General features: G+C 48.8%; 19 protein-coding genes. All 19 read left to right on the top strand.

Translation table 11 applies throughout. The features are described from left to right. The first annotated feature begins 177 nt into the window (after positions 1–177). Positions 178–774 (top strand): hypothetical protein, encoded by a 597-nt coding sequence (locus ACESTK_RS17835; RefSeq protein ID WP_173906674.1) that lies wholly within the window; start codon positions 178–180, stop codon positions 772–774. Then, entirely contained in the window at positions 761–2152 is a 1392-nt protein-coding gene (gene dcm / locus ACESTK_RS17830; RefSeq protein WP_373120389.1) for a DNA (cytosine-5-)-methyltransferase, read from the top strand. The genes ACESTK_RS17835 and dcm overlap by 14 nt, the downstream gene beginning before the upstream one ends. Beyond that, a complete protein-coding gene (locus ACESTK_RS17825; protein WP_215719380.1) occupies positions 2149–3108 on the top strand; it encodes an amidoligase family protein in 960 nt (319 codons plus the stop codon). Before dcm ends, ACESTK_RS17825 begins: the two co-directional genes overlap by 4 nt. 85 nt (positions 3109–3193) lie before the next feature. Beyond that, positions 3194–9523: a SpaA isopeptide-forming pilin-related protein gene (locus ACESTK_RS17820; protein WP_373120387.1), complete on the top strand. Its 6330-nt coding sequence runs from the start codon at positions 3194–3196 to the stop codon at positions 9521–9523. Positions 9524–9557: 34 nt separating this feature from the next. Further along, complete coding sequence (locus tag ACESTK_RS17815; RefSeq protein WP_373120386.1) at positions 9558–10019, top strand: gamma-glutamylcyclotransferase family protein; 462 nt, start codon at positions 9558–9560, stop codon at positions 10017–10019. After that, the gene (locus ACESTK_RS17810) at positions 10016–10813 is read left to right on the top strand and encodes a class B sortase (protein ID WP_373120384.1); all 798 of its coding nucleotides are present in this window, start codon (positions 10016–10018) and stop codon (positions 10811–10813) included. The genes ACESTK_RS17815 and ACESTK_RS17810 overlap by 4 nt, the downstream gene beginning before the upstream one ends. A gap of 445 nt (positions 10814–11258) precedes the next feature. Then, entirely contained in the window at positions 11259–12419 is a 1161-nt protein-coding gene (gene metK / locus ACESTK_RS17805; RefSeq protein WP_055267995.1) for a methionine adenosyltransferase, read from the top strand. After that, positions 12419–13384, top strand: a complete 966-nt coding sequence (locus ACESTK_RS17800) for a DUF3991 domain-containing protein (RefSeq protein ID WP_055149045.1) — start codon at positions 12419–12421, stop codon at positions 13382–13384. Before metK ends, ACESTK_RS17800 begins: the two co-directional genes overlap by 1 nt. After that, positions 13384–14178: a hypothetical protein gene (locus ACESTK_RS17795; protein WP_373120382.1), complete on the top strand. Its 795-nt coding sequence runs from the start codon at positions 13384–13386 to the stop codon at positions 14176–14178. The genes ACESTK_RS17800 and ACESTK_RS17795 overlap by 1 nt, the downstream gene beginning before the upstream one ends. A 57-nt stretch (positions 14179–14235) precedes the next feature. After that, positions 14236–15057 carry a site-specific DNA-methyltransferase gene (locus ACESTK_RS17790; protein ID WP_117889129.1) on the top strand — a complete coding sequence of 274 codons (822 nt, stop codon included), beginning with the start codon at positions 14236–14238 and terminating at the stop codon, positions 15055–15057. Positions 15058–15197: 140 nt separating this feature from the next. Continuing rightward, entirely contained in the window at positions 15198–15530 is a 333-nt protein-coding gene (locus ACESTK_RS17785; RefSeq protein ID WP_044920437.1) for a hypothetical protein, read from the top strand. Positions 15531–15672: 142 nt separating this feature from the next. Beyond that, positions 15673–16050 carry a DUF3789 domain-containing protein gene (locus ACESTK_RS17780; RefSeq protein ID WP_118437900.1) on the top strand — a complete coding sequence of 126 codons (378 nt, stop codon included), beginning with the start codon at positions 15673–15675 and terminating at the stop codon, positions 16048–16050. 126 nt (positions 16051–16176) lie between these two features. After that, on the top strand, positions 16177–16485 hold the full coding sequence (mobC, locus tag ACESTK_RS17775; RefSeq protein ID WP_118437901.1) for a plasmid mobilization relaxosome protein MobC: 309 nt from the start codon (positions 16177–16179) through the stop codon (positions 16483–16485). 3 nt (positions 16486–16488) lie between these two features. Then, on the top strand, positions 16489–17787 hold the full coding sequence (locus ACESTK_RS17770) for a relaxase/mobilization nuclease domain-containing protein (protein WP_278592364.1): 1299 nt from the start codon (positions 16489–16491) through the stop codon (positions 17785–17787). 5 nt (positions 17788–17792) lie between these two features. Then, the gene (locus tag ACESTK_RS17765; RefSeq protein ID WP_278592365.1) at positions 17793–18590 is read left to right on the top strand and encodes a PcfB family protein; all 798 of its coding nucleotides are present in this window, start codon (positions 17793–17795) and stop codon (positions 18588–18590) included. A gap of 3 nt (positions 18591–18593) precedes the next feature. Next, entirely contained in the window at positions 18594–19532 is a 939-nt protein-coding gene (locus ACESTK_RS17760; RefSeq protein WP_373120380.1) for an ArdC-like ssDNA-binding domain-containing protein, read from the top strand. Positions 19533–19627: 95 nt separating this feature from the next. Beyond that, positions 19628–19945, top strand: coding sequence for a hypothetical protein (locus ACESTK_RS17755; RefSeq protein WP_055149034.1), 318 nt, complete (start codon positions 19628–19630; stop codon positions 19943–19945). 30 nt (positions 19946–19975) lie between these two features. Further along, entirely contained in the window at positions 19976–20227 is a 252-nt protein-coding gene (locus ACESTK_RS17750) for a DUF4314 domain-containing protein (protein ID WP_278592369.1), read from the top strand. 23 nt (positions 20228–20250) lie between these two features. Continuing rightward, entirely contained in the window at positions 20251–21951 is a 1701-nt protein-coding gene (locus tag ACESTK_RS17745) for a VirD4-like conjugal transfer protein, CD1115 family (RefSeq protein ID WP_373120379.1), read from the top strand. Positions 21952–22088 lie beyond the last annotated feature (137 nt).

Genomic DNA, 22088 nt, shown 5'->3' with positions numbered 1-22088 from the left:
AGCAGTCAAATTAGTATAAATCACGGATCTTTGAAAGGGGTGATGCCTATTGAATGTTATTAGATCTGCATCCTTTGGGTGCTTTTGAAGGTTTCATATTCGTTGGGTATTGTGAATAGCTTTCTGTCACGTTTTAGGGTATGTTGTGTATAGAAAAAAGAAAGGAGAACAAACGCAATGGAGATGAAAAACATATGCGGAAAGATCCCGGTAGAGCTGCATGAGAAAGTAAAACTGGAGGTCGAAGAGTTAGGAATCAGCATACCAAAATACCTTGAGATGGTAATTGAAGAACACATAGCAAGAAAAGGAGAAAAGACGAACATGGCAGATTTAAGAACAGTAGCAGTACAGGTAACCGAGGATTTATTTTCCAGACTGAAAGCAGTCCTCGCCAAGAACGGCATGAAACAGAAAGACTTCCTGATCGGACTGATCGAAGAAGCACTCAAAAAAGAGGAAGCCAAATGGAAAGCGGAATCAGCAGAAGCTACGGAACCGGAAGAAGAGCCATCCGAAACGGAACTGGAAGAAGCTGAGTCTGCAGAATCAGAAACGGATGAAGAGCCGGAGTTGAAAGAAGCCGAAACAGAGGAAGAACCGACAGAATCGGAAGCCGAAGAGCCAGAGTCAGAAGAGCCGACAGAGCCGGAAACCGAGGAGCCAGATGAAACAGCGTCAGACGAAGCAGACGAAGAGGAAACGGATGAAACAGAGTCGGAAACCGAAGAGACGGAACCAGAAACAACAGAGCTAGAGGATGCAGAAGAATAGACATCAAAAAACAGAAACTAAAAGACTGAGACGGTGCAGAGAAATCTGCACTGTTTTTTTTCGCAGCGAAGGGAGGCTGATAGCCGGAACAATTCGATTTTTTGACCTTTTCAGTGGAATCGGAGGATTCCGAGAAGGGCTGCAGAGGGCAGGAGGCTTCACCTGTGTCGGACACTGTGAAGCGGATGCGTATGCAGACCACAACTACCGGGTGCTGTTTGATACGGAAGGAGAGTGGTTCTGCAATGACGCAAGAAATATTGAAACAGAACGAATGCCGGACTTTGATCTTTTATGCGCGGGATTTCCTTGCCAGGCATTCTCCATCGCTGGACGAAGGGAAGGATTTGCCGATGCAAGAGGAACCCTTTTCTTCGAAGTTGCCAGACTGGTTGCAGACAAACGACCTGCGTATTTTCTCCTTGAAAACGTACCCGGTCTGCTTTCGCATGACAAAGGCCGGACGTTTCACACCATCCTCAGTACGCTATCTGAACTGGGGTATCATGTCGAATGGAAGGTGCTTAACAGCAAGGATTTCGGAGTCCCCCAGTCAAGGAAGCGGGTGTATATTGTCGGATATCTTGATGGAAGATGTGCCGGAAAAATATTACCTTTCCCAAAAGCAAATGGAACAGCTCTTATACAAGTCCATGCTGGCAAACAGGGAGAAAGAGTCTACGCAGAAGAAGGACTGAGCTGCACGCTGACCAGCGGGGCTGGTGGTATGGGCGGCAAGACCGGATTATACGAAGTCGGTATCCCAATCAAGGAAAACACACGAAAAGGATACAAGATGGCCTACGAGGGGGACAGCATCGATCTCGGATATCCGGGAATCAACAGCCGCAGGGGAAGAGTCGGGCATGAGATCGCCCATACCCTGACGACCGGAAACCAGCAGGGAACACTACATTTTGTAGATATCTCCCCTCCGCCGCTGGTGACAGACGTTGCAAGATGTCTGAATACCAGACAGGATTCCAGCATCCATAACCACAGGGGCGAAAGTTCCGGGGTGCTGGTGGAAGAACCGCCAAGGGCAGTGCTGACACCGGCCAGGGAAAAAGTCCGCCAGAATGGAAGAAGGATGAAAGAACCGGAAGAGCCAATGTTCACCATTACGGCAACTGACCGTCATGGAGTGATTTACCACGGCAGAATCCGCAGGCTGACGCCAAGGGAGTGTCTGCGGCTGCAGGGATACCGGGATGGTCAGATTTCCAAGATGGAAAAAGAAACATCGGATAACCAGCTTTACAAGCAGGCCGGTAATGGTGTCACTGTCAATGTCATTGAAGCAATAGGCAGAAATTTGAAAGCAGTAGATGAAGAGATCCAAAGCGGATCACCTGTTCCAGAAGCGAAGGGTGGGTGAAGCAGATCGACCTAAAAGACCAGTATTTTGGTACAGAGATTGAGATGACAGGTATCAGCCGCTATGATGCGGCTGTTGCGATTGGAAGAATGTTCGGAACAGAGCCATATCATATCCGTTCTTACGATTCCTGGTGTGTAAAAGATTCAGATGGAAAAACGTGGAAATTTTCAAGGGACAGCAGTATCGACTGTGAAAGGCTGGCAAATGGTACTGTAATAGATGCCGATGGAGATTATTCGACAGAAATGGTATCCCCGAAATTGGAATATTCGGAAATGGGGAAACTCCAGGAAGTGGTGCGGTGTGTCAAAAACGCAGGTGCTTTTGTCAATTCATCCTGTGGCATGCATGTCCATGTGGACGCATCCAACCATACACCAAGGAGTCTGAAAAATGCACTGACGATCATGTACTGCAAAGAGGATATTCTGTTCAAAGCCTTGAATGTACAGACCAGAAGACAGGATGAGTACTGCCAGAAAGTCCGTCCTATGGTATTGGAGAAGATCCGCAGGATGCCCAACAGCACCATTACAATGGAAAAATTCAAAAGGGCATGGTATGAGGGAAATGACGGAAGTTCCGAGCATTACAACTGGACAAGGTATTATGCATTAAACCTACACGCTGTTTTTTCAAAGGGAACACTGGAATGGCGCTGTTTTGAAAGCACCCTCCATGCAGGAAAAGTCCGGTCGAATATCACACTGGCACTTGCCATATCCGCACAGGCGATCAACCAATCTTGTACCCATGCAAAAAAGACGGAGATCGGGGATAACCCGGCATTTACGTTCCGCACCTTTCTGCTCCGCCTCGGATTGATCGGGGACGAATACAAAAATGTGCGGAAGCATCTGCTTGCCAATCTGGACGGGGATAAGGCATGGCGGTATGACAAAAGTACCTATGCCTGTCTGCAGAATCCAAGACGGACAGATGATGCGAGATAACAGAATAATGAGAACAGACAGGCCGGGTGGAAACATCCGGCTGTTCTTATGCAAAATGAAGAAAAAGAAGAAAGAGGTAGAAAACATGAAGAGTAAATATCGATTCAGGCGAATCCTTTCAGGGGTGATGGCGGCAGTCACCATCTTATCCACGGTCATTTCACCGCTGACGGTGTATGCTTCGGAAGAGCCGAAAGCGGCGGAACCGCCAGCGTATGAATCCGTAAAGGATCAGCTGGATGAAAATGAAGTGGTAAAAGCCACCGATCTGGAGCTGGAAGTCGGACAGGACTTTGATGTTTCCACGGATTTTACAAATTTGGAAATCAAGGACGAAAGCAAAGTCAAAGTGACATTCCAGAAAGCAGAGAATGACGCCGGGGAGAACTTCAGCACCAGCCATGCAGACACTTACCATGCTGTTTATTATGTGGAGCCAGTCAACCAGAACCACCCGGTTTATCAGATTGGGAGAAACCTGATCGTAAAAGAGCCTGTGACAGCAGCTCAGAGTGAACCGCAGACAGAACAGGCAGTTACCGAAGAGGATACAGGTTCTGATGATGAGGAAGCTGCCTCGCAGGAAGAAACTGAGACAGTGCCTGTAGAGACAGAAATTGTTGAGCCGGAGACAGCTGAATCTGAAACAGAAGAACCGGAAGAAACAGAACCCGAATTTCAGGACGGACTTTCCGAATCCGAGTTTGATGCTGCATTAGAGGAATCCGAAACGGAAAATACAACCGATGAAGAATCCGGGCTGACACTCAGCGATGTTCTGGAGCAGGCAGGGGAACAGGATATTGACCTGATGGCAATGGAAGATGGGGAAACCGTTTCATTCACCGCAGTCAATACCAGTACAAGAGCAACACAGGACGTAGATGTGACAAGAGGGGCTGCATACTATTATGCAGACTACGGTCTGGGTTCCTATGTAACTTATAAATATACCGTAAAATTTGGAAACGTGTCTGCAACTGCCTACTGTGTGCAGCCGTCCAAGGCAGGACCTGGGGATGGTGTCTATAAGATCACCAAACTGGGTGACAGCAAAGCACTGGCAAAAGTATGCTACTACGGCACAAAAGCATCCGGCGAAAATGGATTTTTCTCAGAGAAACATCCTGATTTTTCCGCTGGAAAACAGTTTATCATTGTCCATCTGGCTGCGTCTTATGCCAATAACAGTAGTGACGCTTTTTCCGGTACGAATGCAACCGGACAGGCTCTGGCAATGGAACTCTACAATTATTGCATGAGCCAGCCGGAGATACCGGAAGTGGACATGAGTTTCTCCAATGCAGATGTTACCGCATATATCAGCGGCAACAGCCAGAGAACAGAAGAGATCACCTTCAAGGCATCCGAACTGCAGACCATCACCATGAAGCTGCCGTCCGGTGTCAGACTGCATAATGTGACAACCGGAAAGACCAGCAGTGCAGGTGCATCCGTGGAGATCTGCGGCGGTACCAAATTCTACTTATCTGCACCGCTGACACAGGCAGTGGATGTCAAAGGGGAATGGTCTTCCACCATGAAAGGAGGCATCATCAAAGACTACTCCGCTTATAAGATCACCACCGGAAGCGAGACACAGGACCTTGCCCTGGTATTTGGCGAGGGTGTGACCGATGAGAAATATGTAGATTTTAAAGTATCATGGGTAAAACAGGCAACTCTGGAGATCGTAAAGAAAGACCGTAAGAGCAACAAAGCCATCGCAGGTGCAGTCTATGGCGTTTACAGTGACAAGGACGGAAAGAACCTGATCACGAAGATGCCGGCCACAGATGACAACGGAGCTTCCAGCGTTACGATCACAAAAACACAGGATACCGTATACCTGAAAGAGATCTCCGTACCAAACGGATACCTGCTGGACACTAAGGCTTACGATGTGAACCTGGTCATCGGCGGCACTGTAAAACAGACCGTTACTGATGCTGAACAGATGGCAAGCCTGACTGTTTATAAATTAGGAGAAGTTCTGACTGGGGCAAAGGTAACTGATGATGGTGTTTCCTTTGTTTATACCGAGCAGAAACAGAAAGGTGCGGTTTATAACGTTTATGCCGCGTCGGACATTGTATCCGCAGACGGAACAGTAGTCTACAAAAAAGACGCATTAGTCAAAGCCGGACTTACCACCGGAGATGACGGAAGTGCCACACTGGATAATCTATATCTGGGGAAATATGTAGTAAAAGAAATGCAGGCACCACAAAATCTGGTATGCACAGGCGAAAGCCAGGAGATCACCATTTCCTATGCTGGAAGCAACGTAGAAAAGGTCATGGGAAGCGTGACATTCAAAAATGACCGCCAGAAAGCAAGCGTAAGTGTATACAAGCAGGATAAGGAAACCAGGAAATACCTTCCGGGCGGCACTTATGGTCTGTATGCCGGAAATGACATCAAAGCAGCGGACGGAACCATTGTGGTCAAGAAAGATACTCTCATTGAGAAAGCAGTGACCGGAACAGACGGAAAAGCCGTATATCAGGCAGACCTGCCGATAGCCAACAGCTACTACATGAAAGAGCTGGGTGCACCAGCTGGATATGTGAGAAACGGCGAGGATGTGTACTCCTTTACCTTCCAGTACACAACAGACAAAGAGGCAACGGTTTCTTTCAACCATACGTTCCAGAATGAGCGGATCAATGCGAAGATCAAACTGGTAAAAGAGGATTCCGAAACCGGAAAGACCGCACAGGGAGATGCAACCCTTGAGGGTGCTGTTTACGGATTGTATGCCCGTGAAGATATCGTACATCCAGATGGACAGACAGGTGTTCTTTACCCGGCAGGAACACAGATTGCAACCCTGACTACGGATACAGAGGGAAATGCAGAAGTCGCAGACCTCTATCTCGGAAAGTATTACGTTAAAGAACTGACTCCGCCTGTCGGATATCTGGCAGACCCGGGAGAACATGATCTGGAGTGTAATGACGAGGGAGATCTGGTTCAGACGGTAGAACGTACCGTAACTTCTCTGGAAGATGTGATCAAACAGCCGTTTCAGGTCATCAAAGCCGCCAACAACGGAAAGACCGATGCCGATCTGTTAAAAGGTGTGGGATTCAGTGCATATCTGGAGAGCAGCCTGAAGAAAAATAAGGACGGTTCCTATGATTTTACATCCGCTACTCCGGTCGTGCTGACTGCAGACGGACAGACAGAAATGTTCACGGATGAGCGTGGATATGCATGCTCCATTCCGCTTGCATACGGGACTTACATTGTAAGAGAAACCACCACACCGCACAACTTCAAACCAGTTGATGATTTCAAAGTTGTGATTTCAGAGAACAATCCAGAGAAACCGCAGGTATGGCGTGTGCTTCTGGACGAAGAGTTTGAAGCAAAATTAAAAATCGTCAAAAAAGATGACGAGACAAAGAAATCTGTTCTGGTTCCGAATACTGAATTTAAAGTATACGATCTGGATAACAAGAAATATGTAGAACAAGTGACTACTTATCCATCCACTACGGTACATAAATCCTATTTTACGGATGAAAACGGATACCTGATCCTGCCACAGAATCTGGCTTGTGGAAATTACCGCATCGAAGAAGTGACTGCACCAGATGGATATACCCACAGCACCAATACCGTGGAAATCAAGGTAGACAGTGATACCGCATACCAGGAAGATCCGGTCAGCGGTGACCTGATCATCGAGGTGGATTTTGAGAACCACCCAGCTAAGGGCAGACTGACCATCCGCAAAGAAGGCGAAGTAGTCAAAGGTTTTGATAAAGACTTTACTTATGAGGAAGCCAGCCTTGCAGGAGCCGTGTTTGAAGTTTACGCCTCCGAGGATATCTATACCGCAGACCATCAGACAGATGAGAACGGCAACCGTTATCTGGAATATGCAAAGGACACACTGGTGGCAACGGTAACGACCGATGAAACCGGAAGTGCCGTAATCGAGAATCTTCCGCTCGGAAAATACCGTGTAGAAGAGAAAAAAGCACCGGAAGGATACACCTGGAATGCCAAAGGAGAAAAGGTAACCTTTACCTATGCCGGACAGGATACCCCGGTTGTAGACGAAGAAGTGACATTTACCAATGAACGCCAGAAGGTAAGCATCACCGTGGAAAAACAGGATGCAGAAACCGGAAGCGTGGTAGCTGGAGCCGTCTTTGGTCTTTATAATAAGAATGAGATCAAATCCGGTGACAATGTAATCGTGAAAGCGGACACCTTATTACAGGAGATTACAAGCGATGAAAAGGGACAGGCACACTTCACCCTGGACCTGCCGCTTGGAACTTATTATGTAAAAGAAATTTCTGCACCGGACGGTTTTGTATCCTCTGATGAGGTACTGGAATTTGATGCCACCTATCAGGGACAGGACATCCAGACCATTAAACTGAAATCGATTAAGAAGAACCAGCCGACGACCATCGAGGTGACAAAATCCGATCTGACAACAGGCGTGGAGTTGAACGGAGCATCCCTTTCTGTTCTGGATGAGGATGGAAACGTGATCGACAGCTGGACTTCCGTAAAGGATGAGCCTCATGTGATCAAATATCTGACTGTTGGAAAAACCTATATCCTCCGTGAATCCCTTGCACCGCTTGGTTATTTAAAGACTACGGATGTGAAATTCACCATCGAGGATACCGCAGAAATACAGAAAGTGGAAATGCAGGACCATGTACCGAAAGCACTGCTGATCGTAAACAAGAAGGGCGAATTCCTCGATAAGATCACCCTGCTGGATAACGTCAAAGGTGTTGTGGAACATTTCTTTGAGTACATTACAGGAAGCCTGACAGACGTTACCTTCGAAATCCGTGCTGCCGAAGATATCAAAGCAGCTGATGGCGTAAGCCCGGACTATTATTCCAAGGACGAACTGGTAGCAACTGTAACTACCGATGCAAACGGTGTTGCAGAAGTATCTGACCTTCCGGTTGGAAAATATTATGTCAAAGAGGTAGGCACAGCATATGGTTATATCCTGGATGAAGAACCACGATATGTAGATCTTTCCTACCGCGATCAGGATACCCCGGTTGTCGTATACGATGAGGACTGGCAGAACAACCGCCAGAAGGTGAAAGTGAACGTCCTGAAGAAAGAAAAGGATACCGACCGTGTATTAAAAGGCGGCATCTTTGGATTGTACACTAGGAACGACATCCTGTCCGCATCTGGAAAGGTGCTGATGGAAGCAGATACCCTGATCGAGTTAAAAACAACAGATGTAGATGGAAAGATTTCCTTTATTGCAGACCTGCCGATTGACGGAACCTATTATGTGAAGGAGCTGTATGCACCGGATGGATTTGTCACCACCGGAGAAGAACAGGAATTTGTTTTTGAGTACCAGGGAGACAAAGAAGCAGAAGTGTCCTATGAGTTCGTATTTGAAGATGAGCCGACAACCGTGGAACTTTCCAAAACCGATCTGACCACAGGCGAGGAACTGCCGGGAGCCAGATTACAGCTGACGGATGAAAACGGGGCTGTTGTTGAGAAATGGACATCCACCAAGGAGCCGCACATCATCAAAGAACTGGTTGTAGGAAAATCGTACACCCTGACAGAAACCAAGCCGGCCGATGGATATGCCACTGCGGAAAGCATCACATTCACCGTGGAGAATACTGTAGAGATCCAGAAACAGGTAATGGAAGATGATGTGACCAAAGTGGAGATCAGCAAAACGGATATTACCGGAGATAATGAGATCGAAGGAGCCAAACTGACCATCACAGATGAAAATGGCAATATCGTAGAAACCTGGACTTCCGGTAAAGAGCCGCATTATATCGAAAAACTTCCAATCGGTAAATACACCCTGAAAGAAGAGCAGGCTCCAAACGGTTATGTCGTTTCGGAAGAGATCACCTTCGAGGTGGCAGACACCGCAGAGATCCAGAAGGTAGCCATGAAAGATGATACCGCAAAGGGACGTCTGATCATTGAGAAAACGGACAAGGATACCGGAGCTGCACTGAAAGGTGCGGAATTTGAATTGAGGGATGCCGATGGCAAAGTGGTAGAAACCCTGACCACTGATGAAAACGGTCATGCAACCAGCGGACTGCTTGCAATCGGAACTTATAAGGATGGCAAATTTGATAAGGCAGCCATTTATTATCTGGTTGAGACCAAAGCACCGGAAGGATATCAGATGGATGAGACCAAGCATGAAGTGACATTTACTTATGTAGATGACAAAACCCCAGTGGTTGAAGTCATCCAGAAAGTGACGAACGAGAAGCTTCCGGAGGACACCCCGTCTGTAAGTAACCCGAAAACAGGCGATGACACCAACCTCTGGATTCCGGCCCTGTGCCTGATCCTTTCCACAGGCGGTCTGATCGGCATGGGTGTGGCATCCAGAAGAAAGAAGAAAAAAGGGGGCAGATAGGCTGAAACAATTATATTTTGCGTATGGAAGCAACATGGATCTGGACCAGATGGCATATCGGTGCCCAAAGGCGGAGGTGGTAGAAACCGTCCGCCTGGAGGAGTATCGGCTGACCTTTGCAGCCGCAGGAAGCGGTCTTGCCACCATCTTCCCGGAAGAGGGAAGCCATGTGGACGGCGTCCTCTGGTCACTGACCGGGGACTGCGAAAAGAGCCTGGATCTTTATGAAGGCTATCCTGATTTTTACGACAAACAGGAAATCACCGTCAAGAATAAAGGCGGAAGAGAGATCAAAGCTATTGTCTATATCATGACAAAAGATTACATGCAGAACTTTAATCCGCCCGGACGGTCGTACCTGACCGGAATCTTAAAGGGCTGCAGGCAGAATCAGATTCCAACAGAACCAATCCTGAAAGCAGCAAGGAAACCGCCTGTGCCGGGACAGACACAGAAGAGTCAGCCAAAGAAGAGAAAAGCCGGACAGGAACGATGAAAATCGCGAAAAAACTTTTTCAAACGGTATGCCTTGCAGCACTTTTCTTAAGTGCCGGGTTCCTGCTTTACCATATGGTATATCTCCCAATGGAGAACAAAAAGCTGGTGGCAGAGCTGAAAGGGAATTTCCCGGAGCCGGAAGCTCCGGGAGCCTCAGGATCTGAAAAGAAAGACCAACTAGCTGGGAGAAAATGCCCGGTGGCTGCGGTAGACCTTGTTTCTCTCCAGGAACAATACCCGGATGTGCAGGGATGGCTGACCATACCGGATACCGGGATTGATTACCCGGTGCTTCAGTCCGAACAGGAGAATGGGGAGTTTTACCTGAAACGGAATTACAAAAAGGAATATGACATCAACGGAAGCCTGTTTTTACAGGCAGACTGTAAAGTGTCCGAAAGCAGGAATCTCATCATTTATGGTCACAACATGAACAGCGGGGCGATCTTCGGAAACCTGGACTTATATGCAGGGGAAGATTATTATAACGCCCATCGTTTTGCTTATCTTCAGACAGAGGACGGCATTCAGGAGTATAAGATTGTCACGGTACTGAAAGCAGACCGGAATCTGTTCCCGTTCCAGCAGAAACTTCCAGATGTGGTGGCCGTGCAAGAGTACCTAAAAGTAGCCAAGCGGAGGGAAGTGTTCGAAACCGGAGATGATTACCTGAAGTGTATATACGATAAGGTTTTGACGCTCGTCACGTGTTCATATGAATGGAGCGGTGCCAGGAATATCGTCCTGGCGGTGCCGGTTTCCGGGGCAGTGTGGAGTCAGAAGTGTTCGTAAGTACCCGAAAAGTGCAGAAAATGAGACAAATAATGACCGCATGGGCAGGGATGTGTTCAAAACAGGGGAGTATATAAAGGGTGTATGCCAGGTGTATTCAGATGGAAAATGTGTTCAAAAGTGGAAACTTTGGTAAATACTCTACGGAATATCAGCGAATGCTCTAACGAAAAGTGTCTGAAAGCCCCCAAAAAGTGTAGAAAATGAGACAAATGATGACCGCACAGACTGGGAAGTGTTCAAAACAGGGGGATTATGTAAGGGTGTGTGTTGGTAGTATTCAGATGGAAAAAAGTGTCTGAACGTACTAGAAAAGTGCAGAATGTGAGACAGCTCATAATCCAGATCCGGCAGGAAGTGTTCCAAAAAGGAGTGCTTTCTGCTGGATCTATTTAGTTTATAACGAGCAGCGAGTTTTGACTCGTTGGAAAGGATGGTAATAATTATGAAACGATTTTATACAGCAGAATCCGTAACGGAAGGACATCCGGATAAGCTCTGCGACTTAATTGCAGACAGTATTCTGGATGCGTGTCTGAAAGAGGACGAAAATTCCAAGGTGGCCTGCGAAGTGCTGGCTACTAAAGGGAACATCATTGTGGCAGGAGAGATCACCAGCCGATATGAGCCACAGGTGTTTGAAATCGTCAGAAAGGTGTTGGAGAGTGCAGGCTATGAAGCAGATGGAATCCATATGGATGCCCTCATCCACAAACAGAGTCCGGATATCGCCGGGGCAGTGGAACGTTCCAGAGAACGCAGGACAGGGACTGTTTCTGTTCAGAGCGGACTTGCCAATGGAGCCGGGGATCAGGGAATCATGGTGGGATACGCCTGCGATGATACGCCGCAGCTTATGCCGATGCCAGTGGTTCTGGCGAACCGCATCGTAAGAGAACTGTCTGCAAGCCGTAGAAGCGGATATATCATGGGAATCCTGCCGGACGGAAAAGCACAGGTGACCGTGGAATACGAAGATGACAGACCTGTCCGTCTGGATACGGTCGTTGTGTCCTGTCAGCATGAAAAGGAAAAATCCCTTCGGAAGCTGGAGCATGAGATCCGGGAGAAAGTGCTGCGCCCGGCACTCCGCATGCTGCCGCCGGATGAGGATACCAAGATCCTGATTAATCCATCGGGCAGATTTGTGTGCGGAGGTCTGGATGCAGACACCGGATTGACCGGAAGGAAGCTGATGGTGGATACCTACGGTGGCCTGGTACCGCATGGCGGCGGTGCATTTTCCGGGAAGGACTGTTCCAAAGTTGACCGATCCGGGGCATACATGGCCCGTTACATCGCCAAAAACATGGTGGCTGCCGGACTTGCCAGCCGATGTCAGGTGTCCCTTGCCTATGCCATCGGGGTTGCCCAGCCAGTCATGGTGCAGGTGGATACCTTTGGAACCGGAAAGATTTGTGCGGATGACTGCCTCGCCGCTGCGATTCCTCTGGTGTTTGGGCTTACCCCAAGCCAGATTAGTGACACCCTGCACCTGAAGCGGCCGATCTACCGACAGAGTGCCGTGTTCGGGCATTTTGGAAGAAAGGAATTCCCGTGGGAGAAAACGGATAAGGCAGAGCAGCTCCGGGATACCGTGATGTAATGCCGTGGATTCCGGAAGAAGAGATCAAACGGGCAAGGGAAATCACCGCCATTGAGTACCTGAAGAAATACCAGCCGAACCGCCTGAAAAAATCTTCAGCCAGAAATGAATGGGAGCTGACAGACCACGATAGCTTTAAAATCAACGAGCTCACCAGCCAGTGGCACTGGAAATCCAGAGATATCGGGGGAACCAGTGCCTTAAATTTCCTGATCCATGTAGATGGGTGTTCCTTTCTGGAGGCAGTGCAAATGCTGAAAGATGAGTATCCCACCTACATCCCTCCGCCTGTGGAGACAAAGCCCAAAAAGCTGTTTGTCCTGCCGCCAGCCAGCCCGGACTGCCGCAGGGTGTTCCGATATCTGAAAGAGCGCGGAATCAGTGGAGAGGTCTTACAGCAGTGTGTTCATCTGGGAATCCTCTATGAGAGCCTGCCCTATCACAATGCTGTGTTCGTAGGCCGGGACGAAAATCAGGTGGCAAGATATGCTTTCCTGCGTGGGATTTACGATGCCAGCGGAAAGGCTTTTAAGATGGAACAGGCTGGAAGCGAAAAGGCATACGCTTTTTGTGTTCCGGCACAAACAGGATGCAGACGGGTTGCCGTTTATGAAGCCTGTGTGGATGTGCTGGCTCACATGACACTGGAACAGGGAAGCCGGGATAAGTACCGTCTGGAGCTTGGCGGGATCAGTGCACCAAAAGAAGGGCAGAGCCAGCGGAGTATGAAAAAGCCGCAGGCACTGGAACATTTTCTGTCCCAGCACCCGGAGATTACCGAGATTGAAGTATGTACCGACAATGACTTTGCCGGACGGTGGGCATGTGAACATATCCGAAAAGCCTACGAGGGAAGCTATCGGATCATCGAGAACCTGCCGGAGATCGAAGGGGCAGACTGGGCAGATATGGCAAAGATGACTGCCCGAACACCGGAGAAACGGCAGAGAAAGGAAGTGAGGTGATGCCTATCAAAGAAAAAATAGAAGTGGAAATGCTGTCCCCTCTGATGGCAGAGTTTATCCCGGACTATTCAGATATTGTGGATTTGGATGATGCGGAACCATTGGAAGGACCTGACCTGGTGCAGTATCAGCCATCTATAGCAGAAAAGGTTGACGAGATCAACCGGCTCGGTATGCTTGACAACCAGCCATGCAACCTGATTGATTATTTTAACCGAAATAAGGACATTAAGGAAAAAGTGGAACGTATTACAATGGCGGTAAAAGAACAGGATGGTGTTTTATATGGCTGTGCAAACCTGACACTCCGGGAGAATCTGACACCAGAGGAATACCGTGTGGTGGGGCAGTATCTGAGAGGCCAGTACAGCGATGGCTGGGGAGAAAGTCTGGAGCAACGGGAGATCAAGGTAGACGGCGGTGAATTATACTTACATTTCTATGTCGGTGCCGGCTCGGATTTCCAGATACAGGTGAAAGCACCAGAAAACGAGATGCAGGAACAGCAGCCGAAACCAAATCCGTCCCGTCCGAAGCTGAAGCTCTTAGGGCATGACGGAAATATTTTCTCAATCCTTGGGGATGCCTCAAGATTGCTCAGATGTGCCGGGATGTCCGAACAGGCCAACGAGATGGCAGACCGTGTCCACAAGAGTGGCAATTATTATGAAGCACTGGGAATCATCAGCGAATATGTGGAAACCGAACTGTCGGATCACCGTGAACAGCGCAGAACACCGAGAAAAGAAGTACCAAAAAAAGAAGTACCAAAAAAAGAGGATACCTGCCGATGAGCAGTTCCATAGATAGAAGCACTTCCAGAGAAATCTGGGAAATAAGCAATAGGAAGGATGATGCCTATGGGAAATACCCTGAAACTTGAAGATCTTTTAAAACCGGACTGTCTGCCGGATGAGTCTGCCGGAGGGGAGAACTGGCGTATCTTGCATGGGGATACCTTAAAGCTGGTAAAAGGATTCCAGCCGGGGATTTTTGATGCAGTCGTGACCGATCCGCCCTATGCGTCCGGGGGAACCAAGCAGAATGAACGCAACCGCACCACCAACCAGAAGTACAGCAGCATGAAAGCAGAGAATGCCCTGCCGGACTTTGATGGGGATAACAAGGATCAGCGTTCCTGGACCCACTGGATGGCAGAATGGCTGTACGATGTGCGGAAAGCCTGCAAGAGAGGGGCTCCGATCTGTCTTTTTATTGACTGGAGACAGTACCCGTCTATCACCGATGCCCTTCAGTGGGCAGGCTGGATCTGGAGAGGAACTGCAGTCTGGGACAAAGGAAATTCCCGTCCGCAAAAAGGCAGGTTTCGCCAGCAGGCAGAATACATCGTGTGGGGAAGCAACGGTCCGATGCCAATCAACCGCCCGGTGTCCTGTCTTCCGGGTGTGTTCCGTTATGGGAATCCCCAGAACCGCATCCATGTGACAGAAAAGCCGCTCCAGCTGATGAAGGATGTCATCCAGATCTGCGAGCCGGGCGGCCTGATCTTAGACCCGTTTGCCGGAGCTGGCACGACCATCCTTGCGGCGACAGAGTCGGGCTATCAGGCAGTCGGCATCGAAGTGACGGATGCATATTATAAGCTGGGAAGCGACCGTGTCCGTATCGCACTGGAAGCCGGGGCAGAAGCAGAGAATAAAGAACCACAGTAACCGGATGTCTGCCAGACATCTGAAAAAAGGAAGAAAAGAATCCAGATGTCCACAAGACATCCACAGAGCCGGAATGCTTTGTGGGTGTTTCTTTTTGGAAAAACGCTGGGCAGAGGAAACTTGTCTGGTCAGGAAAGGAGATGGTCGTATTGGAACAGGCACTTGCTTATGTCTGCTGCTCTGCAGAAGAGGGAAAGACCAAAGTACAGCGGTACTGCCGGAAGATCTACGAACTGGGATATGTGCCGATCTGTCCGCAGTACAGCTTTTCCCCATTCCTTGATGATGGGGATGCGGAGGATATGCAGGCTATGCGGAGAATGTCCCATCAGATCTTAAGACGGTGCAGGATGGTGGTCGTCTGCGGAAAAGAGACCACCGGGACGATGAACACGGAGATCAGCATGGCTGACAGACTCCATATCATCTGTACCACGCTGGATGGGTTAAGCAAAATCAAAGAAAACGAATAATTCCGAAAAACGATAGGTTCAGAGGGGACGAAGCAAAATGCGACTGGTTTTGCAAGCATAGCGTTTGGATATCCAAACGCACTTTGGGGAGAACCCCAATCCCCCATACCGAGCCGTAAACAGACGAAAGGAGAACAAAAAAATGTTGGGATTTATACTTGGCACAATGACCGGAGGAGTAATGGGAGTTTTTGCAATGTGTCTTTTCATAGCTGGGAAGCGTGAGGATGAGGCACTGGAGCGGTGCCGGATGAAACGGAAGGAGATCATCGACCACGGCGTGTGCATCTGTTTTGTAAACAGCCAGGGAGAGGAACTATTCCGTCTGGCAGACGGGGAAAGCCTTGTGCAGAATGCCCCAAATGGAGAGCGGAATGTATCCACCTGCCATTATCTGGATGCCGATTCTGCCATGATCGATGGGAAGAAATGGAACCTTCTGGAATTTGCAAAAGAGATGGAAAAGAGGGGAATCATGCTTGCCCCGATGGAGCTGTGCCAGGTACCGGAAAGGGGGTGAGGCCTATATGAAGAAAAAGATCATTGCTGCAGCCGTAGCCATTGGCGTGCTGACAGGATTCCTGATCTGGAAAAACCGTGAAATGTAAGGAAACGATCAATAACCCGTTGGAAAGCAGGTGAAGAGATGAGAAAAAGAAACCATGTGATACCAGTCCGCCTCAATACAAAGGAGCTGCGTTTTCTGGAAGAGCAGGTAGAAAAAAGCGGCCTGTCCCGTGAGGAATACATCCGTTCCATTGTCATGGGCGGCGAAGTCCGGGCAAGACCCTGTGAGCATCATACGGAGCTTTTGCGGAAAATATCCGGTCTGTGCAACAACACCAACCAGCTTGCCCATGTAGCCAACGGCTGTGGGATGGCCGGAGAAGAGAGTATCCGGGAAATGCTCCGCATGACGAAAGAGACATGGAGGCTGGTCAAAGAGGAATGGTAGCCGATGGCATACACCAGTATCATCCCGGTCAGCCGTCTGGACAATTCCATCACTTACATCCGAAACAAGGATAAGACCACCAAGAAAGGGCAGAGTGCCGGCTCTCTGGAAGAAGCCATCGATTACGCCATGAATCGGGACAAGACGGAGCGTTCCGTTTTTGAGGATGCCATCGGCTGCGTCTGTGAGACTGCCTATCAAGATATGGTAGCTACGAAGAAACGATACCACAAGATGGACGGAGTACAGGGGTACCATCTGGTGCAGAGCTTTGTCAAAGGGGAAGTCACCCCGGAGCTTGCTCACCAGATCGGCATGGAAATGGCAGAAAGGCTCCTTCAGGGAAAATACGAAGCAGTCATCACCACCCATCTGAATACGGAGCATTACCACAACCACATCGTGTTTAATTCCGTTAGCATGGAAGATGGGAAAAAGTACCACAGCAACAGCAGGAGCTACTACGAGGATGTGAGGAAAGCATCGGATGCCTTATGCCTGAAATACGGATTATCCGTCATCGAACCGAAAAACAGCAAGGGGAAATCCTATGCCCAGTGGATGGCAGAACAGGACGGAAAGCCGACCTGGAGAACTTCCATCCGTCTGGATATCCGGGATGCGGTGGCAGAAAGCTTCACATGGAAACAGTTTCTGGAGCAGATGAAGCAGAGGGGATACCAGTGGAAGCTGAACCAGAAGTACATTGCATTAAAAGCACCAGGGATGGAGCGGTATATCCGTCTGCGGAGCCTTGGGAAGCATTACTCGGAAGAGAGCATCCGGCAGTGGATCTTACAGCCAAAGAGCACGACACCTGTTGGGAAAGACGGAACTTCCAGAACCCCGAAAAAGAAGTTAAAGGGGATACAGGCCCTGTACTATTCCTATCTGTATCAGATGGGTGTTCTAAAGCAGAAGCCCCAAAGGATCTCCCCGGTGCTTCGGGCAGACATCCGGAAACTGGATGCCAGGATCGAGCAAATGGAATTCCTCCAGAAGCATCAGATCACCACCCGTGAGGAGCTGCTGGCATACCGAATCCCATTGGAAGAACAGGTGCAGGCACTCACAAAAGAACGGAAGAGGCTCTACCGGAGCGAACCGGATAGTGTCCGGATTGGTCAGATCAACGAAGAACTGAAGCCGCTTCGAAAGGATATCCGCATTTGTATCCGGATCGAACAGCAGTCCAAAGAGATGGAAGAAAAGATGCGTCTGGCAGAGCAGATCCAGAGACAGGCAGAACAGGAAGAAAATAAGACGGAGAAAACCAGACAAAAGGAAACAGAAAGCAGGTGAACAGTATGAATTATGGAGGCGATGCGGCGGATCAGATTGTCCGGTATTCCCTGGACGGCGTGGACCACGGGCTCAGGCTTTCCGGTACGCTGGCAAAGCATCTGGCGGTATTTGTTGCCGCTGTATTAAAAGACCAGAAGAAAACGAGGGGCAAAACCAGGATGGTGCGGATGTTAAAGGAGAACAAGCCATTGAAGTTCTTTACCGTACCGTCCGAACGCCTGCGTGAATTCTGCAGTGAGGGCAGGAAACGAGGTCTGCTCTATGTCATTATCCGGGATAAAAAGAACCCGGAGATGAGTGAGGTCATGGTCTTTGCAGATGATGCAGCCAAGGTCAACCGGGTCATGGATAAGATGAACCTTGATTTCGTAAGAAGCGAAGTCGGGGAAGCTGTCCATGAGGTAACCGAAGGAATGGACGCACCGGAAACCGGAGCGGTACAGGAAACCGTACAGATGCCGGAGGGTGAAGTGCAGTTCGAGATCAGTGATCTGGATGAAGCATTCCAGGTCGGTGACATGGAGTCTTCCGAACCGGAAAATTTTATCCCGGTGCAGGAAGAGGGGGAAGAGAATCTGTCCGGCTTTTCCTTGCACAGCAGAAATATTTCTACCGGGCAGGAAAACGGGACTGATGGAGCAAAGCCAAGGGAACAGGAGCGTCCCAGTGTCCGCCGGGAGCTGGAGAACATCAAACGGGAGAAAGCAGAGGAATCCCAGAAGCGGAGCCGGGAAAAGAACCGTGGACCAAAGAAAACGCAGAAGAAAGCGAGAAATAAACGAAAGGTGAAAGCGAGGTAGAAGATGGACCTGACAAAATTTTTAGGGCAGGACACGCAGGAACCGTCCGCCCAGCGGCTATCGAAAGAGGAATATGCCGCACAGAAAAAGCAGGAGAGGGAAGAAATCTGGGGCATGATCGATGGAAAGGCACAGGAGGTCTTCCAGAATGGGGACTCCTTAAAAGGATTCCTTGATTTTATGGGACAGTGTAAGCCACAGAGGACAGACAACCTGTTCCTGCTCTATGCACAGAACCCGGAGATCCGGCAGATTAAGACCTTTGAAAAATGGAAAGAAGAAGGCAAAGTAGTCAAGACCGGAAGCAAGGGATACAATTTCATTGTCGGACAGGAATACGAAAGGGATGGTGTCATCCAGCAGGGATACTCCATCCAGAAAGCCTATGACATCAGCCAGATTCGCACCAAACAGCCGGAAGAGGCGGAGCCAAAACCGATGGACCAGTTGATGGAAGCACTGCTGACCGACAGCGAGGTACGGATTCAGATCGCAGACAACCTGCCGGATAAGGTACAGGCACAGTATATCCCGAACCAGCGGACGATCTATGTCCGAAACGGCATGAGTGAAAATACGACATTCCATTCCATCAGCCGGGAACTGGCGTATGCATCTCTTGACCATCACGATGGAAGCTACAGCCGGGCAGGGGTAGCGGCACAGGCTTATTGTGCGGCGTATGTGACAGCACAGAAATATGGCGTGGATGTCTCCGGCTTTTCCTTTGACAAGGTATGCGAGATGCAGGCATTCGGACAGAAAGATCCGAAAGAACTCCGCTCCTTTATCCAGGATGTAAAGAGCGCAGCCTATTCCATCGGCAAGCAGGTAGACCGCAACCTCGGCAAAAGTGAGCAGGAATTTATGCCCGATGAATTTGCCGTCCCAGAGGAAAAATCAGAGAAACCAGCCAAGAACAAAAAGTCCACGGAACGCTGATAAAAGGGGTTTTTCCGGCTCTTTTGCAGTAGCTTTCCGGGAGGAAGTGTGGTATGTTGTGGTTGAGAAAAAAGAGGAAAAAAGGAGGCTCGCCTATGACAAGAATGCGATATGTAAAGATGGACCGGATCATGAACCATATGCTGATCCATGCCCTCCGGGAAGTGTTCCGGCAGGAAAAAGAACAGGGGCTTCCGGTGGATACCACACGGGATCTGGTTCTGAAGCTGGCAGAGCAGGAAGAAGGAAAGCTCTACCTGACAGAAGCTGAACACACCAAATCTGTAGAAGCTTTAAACAAGCTCCGGGACACATACCTGAAAAACGGACGCTATTCCGATGGGATCGACAGTGTCCTGTTAAAGATCATGAAATCCAGATACCGCCGCCCATACCGTGGACGGGGAAGATAAAGAAAGGATGTGGTACGAATATACAGAAATATGACACAAGAAAGAATAGAAGCCATGAGGAGAAGATATCCGCCGGGAACAGAGGTCACGCTTAACAGCATGGAGGGGGAGAGCCACATGCCACCCGGCTTAAAAGGTAAGGTGGATATAGTAGACGATGCAGGGCAGATCCACGTAAACTGGGAGAATGGAAGCAGCCTTGCCCTCGTTCCTGGAGTGGACAGCTTCCACATCACGGATCTGCCGAGAGCAGAGAGGCCAAAACAGCAGCCATCCCGGTAACAAACAGCCGGAAGTCAGACTGGGTGATCTGGCTTGCCGGACTGCCTGTCATCTGGTGGGCAGCGATCCTGATTGCGGATGCTATTCAGCCGGGCAGGAATCTTTTTGAGCTGATGGAGGTTCTAACGGAAAAACTGAACCACCCCTTCCAGCTTCATTATACGGAATATACCATCAAGTCGGTGCTGGTCTGCACGTTACTTTACGCAGCCGGGATCGGCATTTTTTATTCCAGCCAGAAGAACTACCGCAGAGGGGAAGAACATGGTTCCGCCAGATGGGGTGATGCCCGGCAGATCTGTAAGAAATACAGCCAGAAGCCGTACTCCCAGAATATTCTGTTAACGCAGAACTTCCGCATCAGCCTGGACACCCACAAGCACCGCAGATGTCTTAACATTCTCGTGGTGGGAGGCTCCGGTGCAGGAAAATCCAGAGGCTTTGCTCTGCCGAACATCATGCAGTGCTGCTGTTCGATGGTCATCACCGATCCGAAAGCCGAACTGCTTCGAAAGACAGGCGGCCTGCTGGAAAAGAAGGGATATGAGGTGCGTGTTTTTGACCTTATCAATCCCGACACATCTTTTTGTTACAATCCGTTCGAGTACGTCCATGATGACAAAGACGTACTCCGTCTCATTTCCAATCTGATACAAAACACCACACCCAAAGGTTCCCAGTCCTCCGATCCATTCTGGGAGAAGAGCGAGACAGCACTGCTTCAGGCACTGATGCTGTACCTGCTTCACGAAGCTCCGCCGGAAGAACAGAACTTCGCCATGATCATGGAGATGTTAGGCTCGGCACAGGTAAAAGAAGAGGATGAGGACTACGAGTCCCCTCTGGACATTTTGTTTGACCGTCTGGAGATGCGGGACCCGGACAGCATTGCCGTCAAGCAGTATCACATTTACAAGCAGGCGGCAGGTAAGACAGCAAAATCTATTCTGATCAGTTGTGGTGCAAGACTCGCACCCTTTGATATTGCGGAATTGCGGGAGCTTATGAGTTATGACGAGCTGGAACTGGATTTGGTCGGTGATAGGAAAACCGCATTGTTTGTTATTATTTCAGATACCGATGATACCTTTAATTTTATTGTTTCTATTATGTACACACAGCTTTTTAATCTGCTCTGTGACAGAGCTGATGATGTATATGGAGGCAGACTTCCAATTCATGTGAGGTGTCTCTTGGACGAGTTTGCGAACATCGGACAAATTCCAAAATTAGAAAAATTGATTGCTACGATTAGAAGCCGGGAAATCTCAGCTTCTATTATTTTGCAGTCAAAGTCTCAGCTTAAGGCAATTTATAAGGATAATGCCGATACCATCGAAGGGAACTGTGATACGACCTTATTCCTGGGTGGAAAGGAAAAAACGACATTAAAGGAAATAGCGGAGATCCTGGGAAAAGAAACCATAGATCTTTATAACACATCGGATACGAGAGGCAGTCAGCGGTCTTATGGAATGAACTACCAGAAAACAGGAAAGGAGTTGATGAGCCAGGATGAAATAGCAGTCATGGACGGGGGAAAATGTATTCTGCAGGTGAGAGGTGTCAGACCATTTTTCTCAAATAAATACGATATTTGCAAACATAAAAACTACAAATATCTGTCCGATTATGACAAAAAGAATACTTTTGATATTGAAAAATATCTGAGTACTAATCTGATACTAAAACCAGAGGATGAAGTGGAACTGTATCAGATGTAACTTCTCGACAAATTGTCGGGAAGTGGATCATGGGAGGAAATCATGAATAATTTGGAAAAAAGGAACAGTCGGTATCCATCGACGAAAATGAATATACCGACTGTACGTGTGAGGAATTTTCCAAGTAGAAAATCCTA

Origin of the sequence: Ruminococcus sp. Marseille-P328, assembly GCF_964249465.1 — a bacterium.
In the GTDB taxonomy this organism is placed as follows: domain Bacteria; phylum Bacillota; class Clostridia; order Lachnospirales; family Lachnospiraceae; genus Blautia_A; species Blautia_A faecis.
The sequence above is the reverse complement of the archived record's forward strand: the minus strand, read 5'-3'. Positions and strand labels throughout refer to the sequence as shown.

Bases quoted from the DNA above. Each gene is read 5' to 3' on its own strand.
- ACESTK_RS17790 (WP_117889129.1), top strand. From the start codon at position 14,236: ATGATGCCTATGGGAAATACCCTGAAACTTGAAGATCTTTTAAAACCG.
- ACESTK_RS17785 (WP_044920437.1), top strand. From the start codon at position 15,198: ATGGTCGTATTGGAACAGGCACTTGCTTATGTCTGCTGCTCTGCAGAA.
- ACESTK_RS17800 (WP_055149045.1), top strand. From the start codon at position 12,419: ATGCCGTGGATTCCGGAAGAAGAGATCAAACGGGCAAGGGAAATCACC.
- ACESTK_RS17795 (WP_373120382.1), top strand. From the start codon at position 13,384: ATGCCTATCAAAGAAAAAATAGAAGTGGAAATGCTGTCCCCTCTGATG.
- ACESTK_RS17755 (WP_055149034.1), top strand. From the start codon at position 19,628: ATGACAAGAATGCGATATGTAAAGATGGACCGGATCATGAACCATATG.
- ACESTK_RS17780 (WP_118437900.1), top strand. From the start codon at position 15,673: ATGTTGGGATTTATACTTGGCACAATGACCGGAGGAGTAATGGGAGTT.
- ACESTK_RS17770 (WP_278592364.1), top strand. From the start codon at position 16,489: ATGGCATACACCAGTATCATCCCGGTCAGCCGTCTGGACAATTCCATC.
- ACESTK_RS17765 (WP_278592365.1), top strand. From the start codon at position 17,793: ATGAATTATGGAGGCGATGCGGCGGATCAGATTGTCCGGTATTCCCTG.
- ACESTK_RS17810 (WP_373120384.1), top strand. From the start codon at position 10,016: ATGAAAATCGCGAAAAAACTTTTTCAAACGGTATGCCTTGCAGCACTT.
- mobC (WP_118437901.1), top strand. From the start codon at position 16,177: ATGAGAAAAAGAAACCATGTGATACCAGTCCGCCTCAATACAAAGGAG.
- ACESTK_RS17815 (WP_373120386.1), top strand. From the start codon at position 9,558: ATGGATCTGGACCAGATGGCATATCGGTGCCCAAAGGCGGAGGTGGTA.
- ACESTK_RS17750 (WP_278592369.1), top strand. From the start codon at position 19,976: ATGACACAAGAAAGAATAGAAGCCATGAGGAGAAGATATCCGCCGGGA.
- ACESTK_RS17760 (WP_373120380.1), top strand. From the start codon at position 18,594: ATGGACCTGACAAAATTTTTAGGGCAGGACACGCAGGAACCGTCCGCC.
- dcm (WP_373120389.1), top strand. From the start codon at position 761: ATGCAGAAGAATAGACATCAAAAAACAGAAACTAAAAGACTGAGACGG.
- ACESTK_RS17835 (WP_173906674.1), top strand. From the start codon at position 178: ATGGAGATGAAAAACATATGCGGAAAGATCCCGGTAGAGCTGCATGAG.
- metK (WP_055267995.1), top strand. From the start codon at position 11,259: ATGAAACGATTTTATACAGCAGAATCCGTAACGGAAGGACATCCGGAT.
- ACESTK_RS17820 (WP_373120387.1), top strand. From the start codon at position 3,194: ATGAAGAGTAAATATCGATTCAGGCGAATCCTTTCAGGGGTGATGGCG.